Origin of the sequence: Psychroserpens sp. (assembly GCF_034670085.1) — a bacterium.
In the GTDB taxonomy this organism is placed as follows: Bacteria; Bacteroidota; Bacteroidia; order Flavobacteriales; family Flavobacteriaceae; genus Psychroserpens.
The window spans coordinates 12,811-28,246 of sequence record NZ_JAXMOD010000005.1 but is presented as its reverse complement, the minus strand read 5'-3'; the positions used below and the strand labels follow the sequence as shown (position 1 = coordinate 28,246).

The following is a 15,436-nucleotide window of genomic DNA, read 5'->3' as shown; positions in this document are numbered from 1 at the left end:
AACTAAACGTTGTGGCTTTTTTAATTATAATTTTCTTCGAGCCTTCTCGAGTTTTAATAAATTCAATTCTCTACTGGTTTGTCCTGCTACTGAAGTATTTTCTTCTGCTCGTCTTATTAAATAAGGCATCACATCTTTCACCGGTCCAAATGGCACATATTTAGCTACATTATAACCTTGTTCTGCTAAATTATAACTTATATGGTCACTCATACCATAAAGTTGACCAAACCAAACATTATTATCTTTTTTATCAATGCCTAATTGTTGCATTAAATCCATAGCCAAATAACAACTTTGCTCATTATGAGTACCAATAAATAATGAAATTGAATCCAGATTATTTAATATGTAAGTCATGCATGAATTGAAGTTTTCATCCGTTGCGCTCTTAGTCTCGCAAATTGGTGATTTGTAATTTTTCTCTTCTGCCCTATTGCGTTCTTTTTCCATATAAGCACCTCTAACAATCTTAAAACCTACAGTGAAGTTTTGTGATTTAGCACGTTTATGAATTTCTTTTAAATACTCAAACCTATCCCAACGATACGTTTGCAACGTGTTATAAACTATTGGTTTATCACGATTATACTTGCGCATCATGGCTTCGCAAAGGTCATCAGCTGCATCTTGCATCCAACTTTCTTCACCATCAATTAATACTTCAACATCTTTTTCTTTGGCTAAACTACAAACGGCATCAAATCGGGCTTCTATCCTATTCCATTCTTCTTGTTCGCTATCAGTAAACTCTTTTCCTTCTCCCTTTTTCTGATACAAATGGAAACGACCAAAACCTGTAGGTTTAAATACTACAATTGGCATTGCTTCTTTCTCATCAGCAAACTTAATGATCTTTATAATTTTGTCTCTCGCATCATTAAAGGTAGATTCTTCCTCTTTTCCTTCAACTGAATAATCTAGTACTGCACTTACGCCTTTAGTAAACATTTTATCTATTACAGGAAGACAATCTTCTTCATTTACGCCTCCGCAAAAATGATCAAATACTGTTGATCGTATTAAACCTTCTACAGGCAAATTTGCTTTTAAGGCAAAATTAGTAGCTGCTGTTCCTATTCTTACTAGAGGTTGATGCGAAATCATCTTAAATAAGAAATAAGCACGTTCTAACTGAGCATCATTTTTGAGTGCAAAAGCGACTTCAGTATTATCAAAAAGGGTATTTGTATTCATTTCATAAAAATATATATCAAAAATAATTATTTGGTAGTTATTAATTTACTAAAAACCGCTAATTTTCCACTTTATTATTAAGACACTAAATGCTATGAATTCCATAGAAACTGATACCTATAAAGTACATTTTAATTCGAAAGGCTATGAAGAGCTAAATCGTTATATAGATGATCATAACTTTTCAAAGATTTTTATCCTTGTAGATTCAAATACGCATGAACATTGTCTACCAGTTTTTATGTCGCAATTACAAACACGTACAGAATTTGAAATTATTGAGATTGAAGCAGGTGAAGAATTTAAAACCATTGAAACCTGTTTGGGTGTTTGGAATGCTTTATCTGAATTGAATGCAGACCGAAAAAGCATTTTATTAAACCTTGGTGGTGGTGTCGTTACTGATCTTGGAGGATTTGTTGCTAGTACGTTTAAAAGAGGTATTAAATATATCAATATCCCAACCTCTTTGTTAGCAATGGTAGATGCTTCTGTTGGAGGAAAAACTGGTGTAGACCTTGGCACTGTGAAGAATCAAGTTGGAGTTATCAATTCTGGTGATATTGTTTTAATAGATACGACTTTTTTAGATACACTTCCGCAAAATCAACTAAAATCTGGGTTAGCTGAAATGCTGAAACACGGACTGATAAAAGACAAGGCCTATTTTGAAACCTTAACAGATTTATCTGCTCTCACTTTGAATGATTTAGATGATTTGATTTACGAATCTGTAGTCATAAAAAATAATATTGTAACTGAAGATCCTAATGAACAAGGCGTAAGAAAGCATCTTAATTTCGGACATACACTTGGTCACGCCATCGAATCTTATTGCCTTGAATCTGAAAATAAAGAACAATTGCTACATGGTGAAGCCATTGCTATTGGTATGATTTTAGAATGTTATTTATCTGCTGAATTATTAGAGTTTTCTAAAACTGATTTAGCTGCTATAACAAAAGCTATGCACAGCATTTATAAGCCTGTTCTTTTTGAAGATAAAGATTATGCTCCGATTATAGAACTATTAAAATATGACAAGAAAAATGAACACGGCAATATCAATTTTGTATTATTAGAAGCCATTGGCTGTCCAAAAATTGATTGCTTGGTTTCTAATGACCTAATACTTGAAGCGTTTAGCTATTACAATAAATCTACTACGTAATAGATTGACCTTTAATTAATCAAAAAAGCCACCAAATAGATTGGCAGCTTTTCTTCTCTTTCTCATAGCAAATTTACGATCATTTCGTAATTAAGAAAGTGTTACGGTTCAGTATATAGTATTACTTAATATCCTACAGCTATATTATATACGATGTTTTTAGGGCTATGGTTTTTTTCGTGTCTCTTTTGTTGAAAATGCGTAACTTTAAAAAACACATTTAAGTACAATTATGACAACCGTAATCGAAACATTTTATAACGCCTTTAGTAATTTGGATTCAGAAAGCATGGTTAATTGTTACCATGATGATATCGTATTTAAAGATCCTGCATTCGGAGTTTTAAAAGGACCACGTGCAAAGAACATGTGGAGAATGCTCTGTGAATCACAGAAAAACAAAGATTTTCAAGTCACATATTCAAATATTAAGGCTGCGGAACATGAAGGTTCTGCGTCTTGGGAAGCTATATATACATTTAGTAAAACAGGGCGGAAAGTTCACAATACTATTGAAGCGCATTTCGAATTTAAAGATGGCAAAATAGTAAAACATACGGATTCATTCAATTTACACAGGTGGTCAAAACAAGCCTTAGGATTAAAAGGAGCTATTATAGGAAGAACAAAATATTTCAGGAATAAGCTAAAAACACAAACAAATAGATTATTAGATAATTTCGAAAAAAATAAAGCTAACTCAAACTAATGAGATAGCTTTTATTTATAACCAAACTGTTTCTTTTTAGGGACGGAAACGTTTACTTTATGTTTCAGTAGTGGCTACGGTAATAATATTTCAAACTCTATGCCATACTAATGTAAATCGTTGATTTTTTTAGACGGAATTATTAATTATTAGACCATGAGTTCTGGATATTCAAAAACACCTTTAGCGAAAAAATCAGGTTTAAAATTTGTATACTGTGTAAAGGATTGAGGCTAAGAATATTCTGGTTTTTTTCCAACAACACCTTTGAAAAAGGATTTCATATACTTGAAATCGGCCTCAATATCATCTGTAGGATAAAAGGGTTCTGAGATATTATTTTGCTTATTCTTAAAATCTAAAGTAAACATGATGATAGGTACTTTGGCTTCTTTAGCGATATAATAGAAACCTGTTTTCCATTCCTCAACTTTCTTTCTCGTCCCTTCTGGAGCTAAGGTGAGTCTAAATTCTTCTTTATTTTCGAATAATTTAGCAATTGCTTGTACTTTGTTTTGACCAGGAGTTCTATCTAATGCAGCACCACCAACAGCTCTAAAATACCATCCAAAAGGCCATTTAAACAATTCTTTTTTACCTACAAAATTAGTTTTAACACCAGTGATTTTTCTCAATAGTAGTCCAATATAGAAATCGTGCCAACTTGTATGAGGCACAGCAATAATTACTAATTTTTTAATGGTATCACTTGAAAAATTTGTGTTTCCAGTAATTTTCCAGCCGAGAAGTTTGAAATAGATAAATTTAGCTAACCATCGCATATTACATCTTTTGATATAAGCCTTTGAGCTTTTCTCTTGTAATTACTTGCTTCCAGTTTTTACCAACAGCATTAATCCAAAGCGGTTCAAGACCTAAAGCGACATCAATCATAATATCAAATTCTTCATCACTTAAATGAGCACATAAGCCTTGAGGCAATTTAATATTATGCTTTTGTTTCATTTGTTTAAACAGTTTTACACCATCTGGATAAAACTCTTCTAAATGATCAAACACGACACAATTTCCAATACCATGTTTAGTTCCGAGTAAATATGACAATCCGTAACTCATAGCATGTGCAACACCAACTTGAGAATAAGCAATACTCATTCCACCATGCCAAGATGCCATCATAAGTTTATCCTGAGAATCTTCAATTGAAAGATTATCATCAACAAAAATCTCAAGACATAATTGATAAGCTTTTTCACCATAACTTTGACTAAAAGCATTAAGATACGTCCCATTTAAAGATTCAATACAATGAATATAACAGTCCATTCCTGTATAAAACCATTGGTCTTTTGGAACGTCTTTAGTTAATTCTGGATCTAATATAACTTGATCAAAAGGTGTATAATCAGAATTAATACCAAGTTTTTTATCAGGACCAGTAAGCACTGTCGTTCTTGATACCTCAGCTCCTGTTCCTGAAATTGTAGGCACACCAACATGATAAATTGCAGGTGTTTTCACCAAATCCCAACCTTGATAATTTTTTGCTTCGCCCTCATTAGTTAAAAGAATCGCAACAGCTTTGGCAAGATCTAAAATCGTACCGCCTCCAATTCCGATAATTCCAGACGGACGATCTTTATGTGATAGAATAATTTGCTCTACTAATTCATCAACCTGAGATGTTTTAGGTTCTTCATTAGCCGATACATAAAGTAATTGATCATTATATGCAATAGGAATTCGGGACGTTAGCCAGGAATTACCCTTAAATACATCATCAACCAAAAAAATAAATGGTGCTTTTATGTTTTGCCTTTTAGGTGAAATAATATCACTTAATTGGTTAAAACTGCCTCGTCCATACACAACTCTGGACACCATTGGATAGTTTTTATAGCTCATTCGTTTTATAATCTTAAATAAAGCTTTGCTTTAATTTTTAGTTTAATACTTGAATTACATCAAGTAAACTATGTACTGTTTTATAGGTTTTACTTTTAGTTTCATCATCATTTACTTGCTCATGTAACCATGTGGTATGAAATGGTATATGGATTGCTTTTGCTTTTATATTTACTAATGGCAAAATATCAGATTTTAATGAATTACCTATCATTAAAAACTCAGAAGGTTTAATATCTAAATGATTTAACAATTTAGAATAATTTGCTTCTTGCTTATCACTAAGCACTTCTATATGATGAAAATAATCTGTTAAACCAGATTTTTCTAATTTTCGTTCTTGGTCAAGTAAATCGCCTTTCGTTACCAAAATCAGCCTATAATCACTTGATAAAGTCTTTAATGTTTCTTCTACTCCATCTAGTAATTCGACGGGTTTACTCAACATATCTTTTCCTATGTTCAAAATAGCATTAATTGTTGAATTAGAAACCTCATTGTTAGATAATTCTAATGCCATTTCAACCATTGATAATACAAATCCTTTAACTCCATAACCATAAAGTGGAAGATTTGTTATTTCCATTTTAAAAAGTTCCTGGTCAATTTTATTAGCCGTTTCATACTTGGCTAGCAGCTTTGCGAATTTTAATTCTGCTTCTCGAAAATACGTTTCATTTACCCAAAGCGTATCATCTGCATCAAACCCAATTACTTTTATGTCTTTATAGTCGTTATTCAATTATTCCAAAGTTTTTTAGCACGCTCTAAGTCTTCAGGAGTATCTATTTCAACGCCTTCAACTGTAGTTTCAACCATTTTAATCCGCTTACCATATTCTAAATAACGAATACATTCAATTTTCTCAGTGGCTTCAATAAACTGCATTGGCAATTTGTAAAAATCTAATAACGCCTGTTTTCTAAAAGCATAAATTCCTTTATGTTTAAAATACCGAGTACCAACGTTTTTATCTCTAGGATAAGGAATTGGGCTTCGAGAAAAATATAATGCAAAATTGTTTTGATCTACAATTACTTTAACGGTATTAGGATTGCTAATTTCATCCCAATCGTGAATTTCAACCATCAAAGATGCTAAATCAATTTCTTTATTATCATCGTCTTTAAACGCTTTTAGTACTTTCTCAAGACTTTCGCGTTCAGTAAAAGGTTCATCCCCTTGCACGTTAACAACGATATCGACATCAAGATCTTCAACAGCTTCTGCAATTCTATCACTACCAGATTGATGTTCTTTTTTACTCATAATTGCTTTCCCACCATTCGAAATGATTTCATTATAAATGATGTCACTATCTGTTACTACATAAACGTCATCAAATAATTGAGTGGCTACTGTAGCTTCATAAGTTCTAACGATAACAGATTTACCTGCCAAATTCTGCATGAGTTTGCCTGGAAATCGTGATGCACTGTAACGTGCAGGTATCATTGAAATTATTTTCATGGATGGTTGAAAGAATTCATTCAAAAATAAAACTTTTATAGGAATTTAAGGCTGACTTGGTCTAATCTTTTTATAAAGTCTAAAAATGATATATAAAATGATAATTACGAACACAAAAGCAATGACAGGAATAAAAATTGATAGTATTGACATGACCACTGAAGTACCTGTTTCTACGGTTGAAACCAAAGGGTTTGCAATACCTCCTGTAGTCGTTGTAGACGCTAACCTCGTAACTCCAGAACTACCTGCAACAGCTGCTGCTGTTCCTCCTCCTGCGATAATTGCTAAAGCCCATGTAATTGCCGGACTTAAATCTGCTACTGTTGATACCATAACTGCAGTTCCTGCAATCGCTGCTAAGGGAATTGCAATCGAATCTAATACGTTATCTACATACGGAATATAATAGGCAAAGATTTCAACTATAGTTGCAACACCAAGAGTCACAACAGCAGTTAAACTTCCAATCCATTCCCAAGATTCATTGAGTTCCCAAACGTTAAAATAGGATGCTAAACTCAATGCAAATAATGGCACAAAAACTCTAAAACCAACAGAAGCCGATAATCCAATGCCTAAAAAAATACTAATTATAGTTTCAATTGTCATAATTATAAATCTTCAAAAAACTCATCTTTAAAGCCAATAAGATACAATTTATCTTTTGCTCTTGTAACCGCTGTATATAACCATCTTAGATAATCTCTATCCATTCCGTTGGGTAAATACGGTTGCTCAACAAATATGGTATGCCATTGTCCACCTTGTGATTTATGACAAGTTATCGCATAAGAGAATTTTACTTGTAACGCATTGAAGTGTTTATTACCCTTAATTTTTAAGAATTTTTTATACTTAGATGTTTCGTCTTCATAATCTTTCTGAACTTCTTGATATAACCTATTACTCTCTTCATAAGGTAATGATGGTGTTTCTGCTTCAATGGTATCTAATAATAAAACCGTTTCAAAAGGACGCATTTTAGGATAATCTACCATTTGCACTTTTACTTCTGCAAACCGAAATCCGTATAATTCCGTAATCGAAAAGATTTCTAGAACTTGAATAATGTCGCCATTTGCAATAAAACCGGCTTCTGTAGTTGGTTTAATCCAGAAATAATTGTTTTTAACAACCATTAAAAAATCACCAACAGTTAGTTCATTCTCATTGAAGAGAATTCGGTTTCGAATTTGTTGATTATAAAGATTTGCACGTTTATTACTTCTTACAATTATAGCGGTTTCTTCATGACCATTTTGGCTATACGCATCATTTATGGCATCCATAACCTCATGTCCATCAATTAATCGAATAATATCATTAAATCCATTGACATTAAATTTAAAGGACTCATAAAATTCGTTATCAAGGACCTCTCTTAGTCGTGTGGCATTTTCTAAAATGCCTGAATCTTGTTCCTGTCTAACCACCTCATCTAATTCAATACTTGTTACTTCCTTATTATAATTCATGCTAAGGATGTGAGAGTTTAAAGCTGGACTTAAATCTGATTTCACAGGTGGCAATTGTGCTTTATCACCAATTAATAAGAGCTTACACTTGTGTCCAGAATACACATATTGCATTAAGTCATCTAATAAAGAACCATTTTCAAACAATTTTGAATCTGCTGGTGTATCCGGAATCATTGAGGCTTCGTCAACAATAAAAATGGTATTTCGGTGCTTATTAGGTTGTAAGATAAATTGGACGCCTCCTCCTTTATCTTTCTTTGGAAAGTATATTTTTTTATGAATGGTAAAGGCTTCCTTTTTTGAATAATTGGAAATCACTTTTGCTGCTCTACCAGTTGGAGCCATTAATACAGCACTCCGTTTTGTTTCCCATAAATTAGAAACTAAGGTTCCAATAATACTTGTTTTACCTGTTCCTGCAAAACCTTTAAGGAGGTACAAAATATTTGGAGCATCACTATAAACAAACTGTGACAATTGCTCTAAAACAATTAATTGTTTAGTTGTAGGCACAAAAGGGAACTTTTGTTTTAGAAGCTTATAGAATTCTAATGATGTCATGCAATGTAATCTGAATATCGTTTTGAATGCAAGATAAAACTAAATATGAGCATACCTAAAATGGTTTTCAATATTTGATTTATTTGAAACAAATTTTATATCTTACGCTTTTAATTCTTTTTTGTTTCTAAGATTTTTACGAACAAAAAAAAATTGTAGATTTGCGTAATACCTTTATAAAATAACTAATAAAATAAACTAACTATGTTAACAGCAGTTCTTACAGTTGTAGGTTTAATAATCCTTACGGTAGGTATCGTATGGTTAATTGATAATTTTGTACCAAAAAAAGCAAAAGGAATTCTTAATCTTTTACTTTGGGTACTTATTATCTTTTTGGGTTACTTAACTTTTAATTCTGTATATGGAGAAATAAAATTTAACCAACTCAAAGAGAAACGCTACAAGGTGGTTATTGAAAGTCTTAAAGATATTAGAGATGCACAATTAGCGCATAGAACTGTTACTGGAAAGTTTTCAAATAGTTTTGATGGCTTAATTAAGTTTGTAGATACTGCAAATTTCACAATTACACAACGAAGAGATTCAACTATTATTGATGCTGAATTGACGAAGCGTTATGGAGGCGTTGAAACTACTCGTGATATTGTAATTATCGATACGCTTGGTTTTGTTCCTGTTAAAGATTCTTTGTTTGGTGCCGATACAAGATACAAGACTATGATGAATGTGCCTGTTGGTAAAGAAGGTGCTAAATTTGAACTTAAAGCTGGTAAATTAGTAGAAGAAAATATCGCTGTATTTGAAGCTTCGGTAGATAAAGAAATTATTCTTTTTGATCAAGACAAAAACCTAGTTAATAAAGAAAAGCAAGTTGTAGCTGTTGATGGTGTTAATGGTCCAGCTTTAACTGTTGGCTCAATGACTGAAGTTTATACTAAAGGGAATTGGCCAAAAAGTTTCAACACGAAAAAAGAAGATTAGGTTTGAAACCAAATATTATTAAAGACTTGTCCATTCAAATTCGTTTGAGTGGACTTTCTTTTTGCATTCTAAATCGTTCTACAAATACTATAGAGCGACTTCAAGAAATTCAGCTTGACAAAAAAGCAACGCCTTTTGAATTGCTCAATCAATTAAAAACGATTATTGAATCTAATACAGATTTCCAACAAACATTTGATTCCGTTTTGTGCATTTATCAAAACGACCTATCTGCTCAAGTTCCAAAATCATTATTTAATGAAAATCACTTAGCGGATTATTTAAAATTTAATGCAAAAATATTAAAGACCGATTTTATTGATTACGATACTATCGCTATAAATGATATTGTCAATATATATGTGCCTTTAGTTAATGTAAACAATTATCTTTTTGACACATTTGGTAGTTTCATATACAAGCATGCATCTACTATTTTAATTGAATCTGTATTACAAAATTCTTCAAAACATAAAGCCATTGAACTTTATGTTAATGTTGGTCATCTTCATTTTGAGATGATTGCTGCAAAAGACTCTCAACTGATTTTCTACAATACATTTGATTACAATACTAAAGAAGACTTCATCTATTATATTCTTTTTTCAATAGAGCAACTTAAGCTTAATCCAGAAACCGTAAAGATTCATTTATCAGGACAAATCACTAAGGATGATGATTTATACTCTATCGTTTTTAAATATGTACGGTTTGTTGATTTCATTGAACCTTTTTGCAATTATGAATTTAATATAAAAAAGCAACCAAACGGAAAGCATAGCAATTTTATACTTTTAAATAGTTTTAACTAATGCGGATAATTTCAGGACAATTTAAAGGTAGACGAATTACAGCTCCAAAAAAACTGCCAGTACGTCCAACAACAGACATGGCAAAAGAATCATTATTTAATATTTTAAATAATCAATATTACTTTGATGATATAACAGTTTTAGATTTGTTTGCTGGAACCGGAAACATCAGCTATGAGTTTGCATCTCGAGGAACGCAACACATTACAGCTGTCGATGAAAATTATGGTTGCATTAAATTCATTAATGAAACTTCAGAAGCCTTTGATATGTCAATAGCAACTATTAAAAGTGATGTCTTTAAATACTTAGAACGAAGCAAAGAAAAATTCACGGTCATTTTTGCAGATCCACCTTACGATTTCCCAGTTGAAGAATTTTCAAAAATCCCAGAATTGGTGTTTCAAAACCAGTTGTTGAGTGATGATGGTTTATTAATTGTAGAACATTCAAAACACACTGATTTGTCACATTTAGAAAACTATTCACATTCTAAAAGTTATGGAGGCAATTGTTTTAGTTTTTTTAAAACAACTTAAGACCTTTCTATTTCAAAAGTTATTTTTTTTGATTATCTTAGAACTCTCCACGCAATACATAATTTACTTATTGCTCCTCTTTTATTTTTTTTCGACTTACTTATCGTTGGTATACGTATGCAATTAATTGATTATAATACTAATTAAAACCAACCAAAAATGAAAACAGTAAAACAAATTTTCAAGCTACTAATTCTAGTACTTTTCGTAAACAATTTTGCTTATGCGCAAGATGAACAACCAACCATGTTTAATATTCACATTGACAATGTGAAATTTTCAATGATACCGCAATATGAAGGTCTAGCTAAAGAATTAAAAGATAACTTTGTTAAACATAACATCCAAGGAGCAAGTTGGACAGCCATAAGTTTAGCAGATGGACGCTACGTTTTTTCGTCTCCAATTAAAAACATGGCAGAATTAGATAATCCTGGTTTTGCCCAAATATTTGAAAAAATGGGCAAGGAAGCTGCAGGTGCCATGTTTAACAAAATGGACGAATGTTATGACTCACATAGCAACAGTATCTCCCATTACATCCCTGAACTTTCATACCATCCAGAAGGGTATTCGACAGAAGGCAAAAACGAAAGAGAATATCACTTTTTATATTACGCACCAAAAAATGCTAAAGCAATGAATGAGGCCATGAAAGCTGTAAAAGACATGTTTGCTGCCAAAGGTGTGAAAAATGGCTATAATGTAATTCACAGTGGATTTGGTAGTGAAGAAAGTTATTATATGGTATCTATAGCTGGAGAAGATAGTGTCGCTATAGCACAAGGTGGAAAAGAAAATGATGAAATAATGGGTAAAGAAGGTAAAGGAAAAATGTTTAGTGTTATTGAATTAGTAACTCGATATGATATGGTTAAAGGAGAAGTGCGTCCTGATTTAAGCTATTACCCTAAAAAAGAATAATGACTTAGCATTCATAAAACAAAAACCTTTCTTTTTTAAAGAAAGGTTTTTTTGTGTTTAAGTAAATCTATAAGCCGAATTCTGTACTCAATAGAGCCCTTATCATTTATCTACGTTTACTGTTACCAGCAAACTTTAGCTGCCTACCCTCTAGCATCGCGCGTGTACGCTCAAGCACTAGTTTACATGACATTGCACCTCATAGAGTTTACCTGGTTTCACTACAGCATAACCTGTACATACTTTCTGTTGCACTTTTCCTCACCTCTCGATGGATGGCTGTTAGCCACTATGATTGCACTATGGTGTTCGGACTTTCCTCCCAAGTGCTGAATTTGTTTCAGTACCTTTTTCAATAGAGTTCTTAGCTAAATTGATAAGATGCTGAAATAAATTCAGCGCAAGAGCGATAAGGCGATTTACTAATTGCAAAAGTACAACAAACATTAAAATAGATTTATTATATTGTTTGAAATTAAAACTGAAATTTTAGATATGAAAAAACTTATACTTTTAGCGACAATTGCTTTCACGTGTTATAGTGTTAACGCTCAAATGGGAATCAATAAGAAATCAGCTAGAGATGTAGAAACTCTAAAAGAAAGACCTTTATTGGTAGTTCTCATGGATGAAGATGAGCAACATGGTAAGATGAAGAACTATAATGAAAATATTCAACAAGCTATAAATGATATTTGGACATTTTCGCCTTCTATAAGGTTTATAACTAAAGAAGAATGGAAAACAGTCTATAAAGATAAAGATGAAGCTAAAAAATATGCGCATTTATACTATACCGAAAAAATGCTTCAAGCTAATGCACCAAACAACTGTTTATTAATAGGTTTAGCAGAAAAAAAAGTAGTTACACATTTCGTATTCACACCAGATCTTGGTCTAGCAGACCTTATGTTATCTGTAACTAATTTGCAAAAAGACCTTGAGATTGGAAATAATTATAAAAAAATAGTAAAAGAACAAGTAAAATTATCTTCAAAATTTTTGAAAGACTCTCTCGAGCATAAAATTCTATACATTGATGAAGGTTTTGTATCTAAAAAATTACTAAAAGGAATACATGACATTTATGATTATCAATATGAAATAGTTTCAAAAGAAGAAATAGACGATGCTATTGTGGCGAAAGATCCCAAAATCTTATTTATAAGGCATTTTATTAAGGCTCAAAGACCTACAACTCAAAATGGAACAACTGAAAGTATGCATTTTGCTTTAAAACTTGTATATAATGCATCAAATCTAGAGGTCATTTCTGGAACTGGTGCTGGTGCTGAAATAGATATTAAAGATATTGAAATGTTTATTCGTCTTATAAACTACTAGTTTTCTTTATTAGGTAAGCTGTTAATAACTCAACTAAACTAAGCCCATTTTATATTTTAATTTGGGCTTGTTTTTTTAAATTTGTATCACATTATTGTCTCAATGGAACACTTCATCGTATCGGCTCGAAAGTATAGACCACAAACGTTTAATGACGTTGTTGGTCAGCAAGCTATTACCAATACATTACTGAATGCCATAGAACATAACCATTTAGCTCAAGCCTTATTATTTACTGGACCTCGTGGTGTTGGAAAAACAACTTGTGCTCGTATTCTGGCTAAAATGATTAATAGTGATGGTACAGAAACTGTTGATGAAGATTTTGCCTTTAATATATTTGAATTAGATGCTGCTTCAAATAATTCTGTTGATGATATTAGAAGTTTAACGGATCAAGTACGAATTCCTCCTCAAGTTGGTAAATACAAAGTGTATATTATTGATGAGGTACACATGTTATCTCAAGCGGCTTTTAATGCCTTTTTGAAAACATTAGAAGAACCACCAAAACACTGTATTTTTATTCTTGCAACGACTGAAAAACATAAAATCATTCCAACGATATTATCACGTTGTCAAATTTTTGATTTTAAACGCATTACTGTTTCTGACGCAAAGGAATATCTAAAATATATTGCTAAAGAACAAGGTATTACTGCCGAAGATGATGCACTTCATATTATTGCTCAAAAAGCTGATGGAGCCATGCGTGATGCATTATCCATCTTTGATCGTGTTGTGAGTTTTTCAGGTAAAAACTTAACTAGACAAGCTGTTACCGAAAACTTAAATGTTCTTGATTACGAAACCTATTTTAAAAGTACCGACTTGATACTTGAGAATAAAATTCCGGAGTTGCTTATTCAATTTAATGAAACCCTTTCAAAAGGCTTTGATGGCCATCACTATATTGCTGGATTAGCTTCGCATTTTAGAGATTTATTGGTTTGTCAGAATGAACAAACCTTAGAACTCCTAGAAGTTGGTGAAGATACCAAACTCAAATACCAGGAACAGTCCAGAAAAGCAAGTCATGCATTTCTCGTAAAAGGGATTGAACTCGCCAACGACTGCGATCTCAAATATAAAAGCAGTAGAAACCAACGTTTACTTGTTGAACTTTGTATCATGCAATTAGCCTCTATCACTTTTGATGGAGAAAAAAAAAATAGCAAGCATTACATAATTCCAGCATCTTACTTTAGAACCAAAGGCATTACTCCTATTCCAGTGGTTATTCCTAAGGACAAACAAATTAAAGAAAACTCAAATTCTTCAGAGGTATCAAAGGTTAAAAAAACTGAGAAGGCTAAGGAAGCCGAAACTACTCACGCTAATATTCCATTACCAAAAATTGAGTTAAAAAAAGATACTAGAACTTCAGGACTATCTCTTAAAAGTATCAAAGCAAAAAAGGAACACCTTATAAGACAAATGGAAGTTGTTATTGATGTTGATGATTTGCCAAAAGAGGATGTTTCTGAAGATGCATTTTTAAACGCTTGGAATTCATACATCAAATTGCTACATAAAAAGGGCGAAAAAATTATGGCATCTATTCTTGAAATGGATACACCAAAACTCATTGAAACAAATATTGAAATCACATTTCCTAATGATACGCTTAGAGTTGAACTGGAAAGAGCACAGTATCCGTTAATGGAGTATTTGCGTAAATCATTAATGAATTACGATTTAAAACTTGACATTAGAGTTAATGAAGAAGTATCTAAAAAATATGCCTTTACAACACAAGAGAAATACGAAAAGCTTAAAGAAAAGAATCCAAATATTGAATTGCTTAGACAAACATTCGGTTTAGATATCAATTAATTTTTGATTATTTTTAGATTATGAAAAGATCAATACTTATAATAGTCCTAGTAGCAATAGCCATTTTTAGTTGTGACAGACGAGAAAGTGCTCGAGAAAATCTACAGAATTCAATTTCTGAATTTAATAAAAAACAGACCAATTTAGAAGTTGTAACCTATTTTCCTGAAGCTTATACCGAAATACAAACAGATTCACTTATTTCAAATACATTTAAAGTTAGCATCAAAAATTATGCAGTAATGGATTCTCAAATTTTAGTGAGCTCTGAAGCAGATGATAAGAAAACAAAACTCAACTACCATCGCGTTTTTGAATCTGAAATAAGAATAGATCTAGCATCAAAAAACATATTCGATGCCAAAATAAATGCTGAGGCCTTTAAAAGCGCGTCTTCATCAGAGTTTTGGGACAATGCAACCTTAGAACATGTTTGGGTAAATCAAGAAGCTTCAAACACTTCAGAAGTTAATTTAGGACTTTCTTTTATAAACCCTAACAGTAATGCTTACAAATTATACGAACTAGTTGTAGATACTAATGGTACGCAATACATCAATTTAATAGAAGAACACAGTTAA

General features: G+C 32.0%; 16 protein-coding genes and 1 other RNA gene. 9 read left to right on the top strand and 8 right to left on the bottom strand.

Annotation, left to right across the window (positions count from 1 at the left end):
* Nucleotides 1–24 precede the first annotated feature (24 nt).
* Nucleotides 25–1,197: a proline dehydrogenase family protein gene (locus tag VOI25_RS09550; RefSeq protein ID WP_323788839.1), complete on the bottom strand. Its 1,173-nt coding sequence runs from the start codon at nucleotides 1,195–1,197 to the stop codon at nucleotides 25–27.
* A 94-nt stretch (nucleotides 1,198–1,291) separates the two neighbouring features.
* On the opposite strand from VOI25_RS09550, the gene aroB reads away from it, so the two are divergent.
* Both aroB and VOI25_RS09540 read left to right on the top strand, forming a co-directional pair.
* On the top strand, nucleotides 1,292–2,368 hold the full coding sequence (gene aroB / locus VOI25_RS09545) for a 3-dehydroquinate synthase (protein WP_323788838.1): 1,077 nt from the start codon (nucleotides 1,292–1,294) through the stop codon (nucleotides 2,366–2,368).
* Nucleotides 2,369–2,600: 232 nt separating this feature from the next.
* Nucleotides 2,601–3,077 (top strand): nuclear transport factor 2 family protein, encoded by a 477-nt coding sequence (locus tag VOI25_RS09540; RefSeq protein WP_323788837.1) that lies wholly within the window; start codon nucleotides 2,601–2,603, stop codon nucleotides 3,075–3,077.
* 233 nt (nucleotides 3,078–3,310) lie between these two features.
* Here VOI25_RS09540 and VOI25_RS09535 read toward each other — a convergent pair whose 3' ends face one another.
* From VOI25_RS09535 to VOI25_RS09510, 6 genes are read right to left on the bottom strand one after another with little or no spacing between them, the layout of a single operon-like run.
* The gene (locus tag VOI25_RS09535) at nucleotides 3,311–3,859 is read right to left on the bottom strand and encodes a 1-acyl-sn-glycerol-3-phosphate acyltransferase (RefSeq protein WP_323788836.1); all 549 of its coding nucleotides are present in this window, start codon (nucleotides 3,857–3,859) and stop codon (nucleotides 3,311–3,313) included.
* Nucleotide 3,860: 1 nt separating this feature from the next.
* A complete protein-coding gene (locus VOI25_RS09530; RefSeq protein ID WP_323788835.1) occupies nucleotides 3,861–4,943 on the bottom strand; it encodes an iron-containing alcohol dehydrogenase family protein in 1,083 nt (360 codons plus the stop codon).
* 37 nt (nucleotides 4,944–4,980) lie between these two features.
* Nucleotides 4,981–5,685 (bottom strand): HAD family hydrolase, encoded by a 705-nt coding sequence (locus tag VOI25_RS09525; RefSeq protein WP_323788834.1) that lies wholly within the window; start codon nucleotides 5,683–5,685, stop codon nucleotides 4,981–4,983.
* On the bottom strand, nucleotides 5,682–6,413 hold the full coding sequence (kdsB, locus tag VOI25_RS09520; RefSeq protein WP_323788833.1) for a 3-deoxy-manno-octulosonate cytidylyltransferase: 732 nt from the start codon (nucleotides 6,411–6,413) through the stop codon (nucleotides 5,682–5,684). Before kdsB ends, VOI25_RS09525 begins: the two co-directional genes overlap by 4 nt.
* Nucleotides 6,414–6,458: 45 nt before the next feature.
* Entirely contained in the window at nucleotides 6,459–7,025 is a 567-nt protein-coding gene (locus tag VOI25_RS09515) for a DUF4126 domain-containing protein (protein WP_323788832.1), read from the bottom strand.
* Between the two features lie 2 nt (nucleotides 7,026–7,027).
* Entirely contained in the window at nucleotides 7,028–8,455 is a 1,428-nt protein-coding gene (locus VOI25_RS09510; RefSeq protein ID WP_323788831.1) for an ATP-dependent DNA helicase, read from the bottom strand.
* Between the two features lie 204 nt (nucleotides 8,456–8,659).
* Between VOI25_RS09510 and VOI25_RS09505 the strand changes: the two genes are divergently transcribed.
* The 4 genes from VOI25_RS09505 to VOI25_RS09490 all read left to right on the top strand — a co-directional run bounded on the left by VOI25_RS09505 (nucleotide 8,660) and on the right by VOI25_RS09490 (nucleotide 11,675).
* Entirely contained in the window at nucleotides 8,660–9,400 is a 741-nt protein-coding gene (locus tag VOI25_RS09505) for a hypothetical protein (protein ID WP_323788830.1), read from the top strand.
* 2 nt (nucleotides 9,401–9,402) lie between these two features.
* Nucleotides 9,403–10,212, top strand: a complete 810-nt coding sequence (locus VOI25_RS09500) for a DUF3822 family protein (RefSeq protein ID WP_323788829.1) — start codon at nucleotides 9,403–9,405, stop codon at nucleotides 10,210–10,212.
* A complete protein-coding gene (gene rsmD, locus VOI25_RS09495) occupies nucleotides 10,212–10,751 on the top strand; it encodes a 16S rRNA (guanine(966)-N(2))-methyltransferase RsmD (RefSeq protein WP_323788828.1) in 540 nt (179 codons plus the stop codon). The genes VOI25_RS09500 and rsmD overlap by 1 nt, the downstream gene beginning before the upstream one ends.
* 159 nt (nucleotides 10,752–10,910) lie before the next feature.
* Nucleotides 10,911–11,675, top strand: coding sequence for a hypothetical protein (locus VOI25_RS09490; RefSeq protein WP_323788827.1), 765 nt, complete (start codon nucleotides 10,911–10,913; stop codon nucleotides 11,673–11,675).
* Between the two features lie 54 nt (nucleotides 11,676–11,729).
* Here the strand turns inward: VOI25_RS09490 and rnpB are convergent.
* Nucleotides 11,730–12,101, bottom strand: an RNA gene (gene rnpB / locus VOI25_RS09485) — RNase P RNA component class A.
* Nucleotides 12,102–12,170: 69 nt separating this feature from the next.
* Here rnpB and VOI25_RS09480 point away from each other — a divergent pair.
* The 3 genes from VOI25_RS09480 to VOI25_RS09470 all read left to right on the top strand — a co-directional run bounded on the left by VOI25_RS09480 (nucleotide 12,171) and on the right by VOI25_RS09470 (nucleotide 15,436).
* The gene (locus VOI25_RS09480; protein WP_323788826.1) at nucleotides 12,171–13,019 is read left to right on the top strand and encodes a hypothetical protein; all 849 of its coding nucleotides are present in this window, start codon (nucleotides 12,171–12,173) and stop codon (nucleotides 13,017–13,019) included.
* A gap of 102 nt (nucleotides 13,020–13,121) precedes the next feature.
* Entirely contained in the window at nucleotides 13,122–14,855 is a 1,734-nt protein-coding gene (gene dnaX, locus VOI25_RS09475; RefSeq protein WP_323788825.1) for a DNA polymerase III subunit gamma/tau, read from the top strand.
* Between the two features lie 20 nt (nucleotides 14,856–14,875).
* Nucleotides 14,876–15,436, top strand: a complete 561-nt coding sequence (locus VOI25_RS09470; RefSeq protein ID WP_323788824.1) for a hypothetical protein — start codon at nucleotides 14,876–14,878, stop codon at nucleotides 15,434–15,436.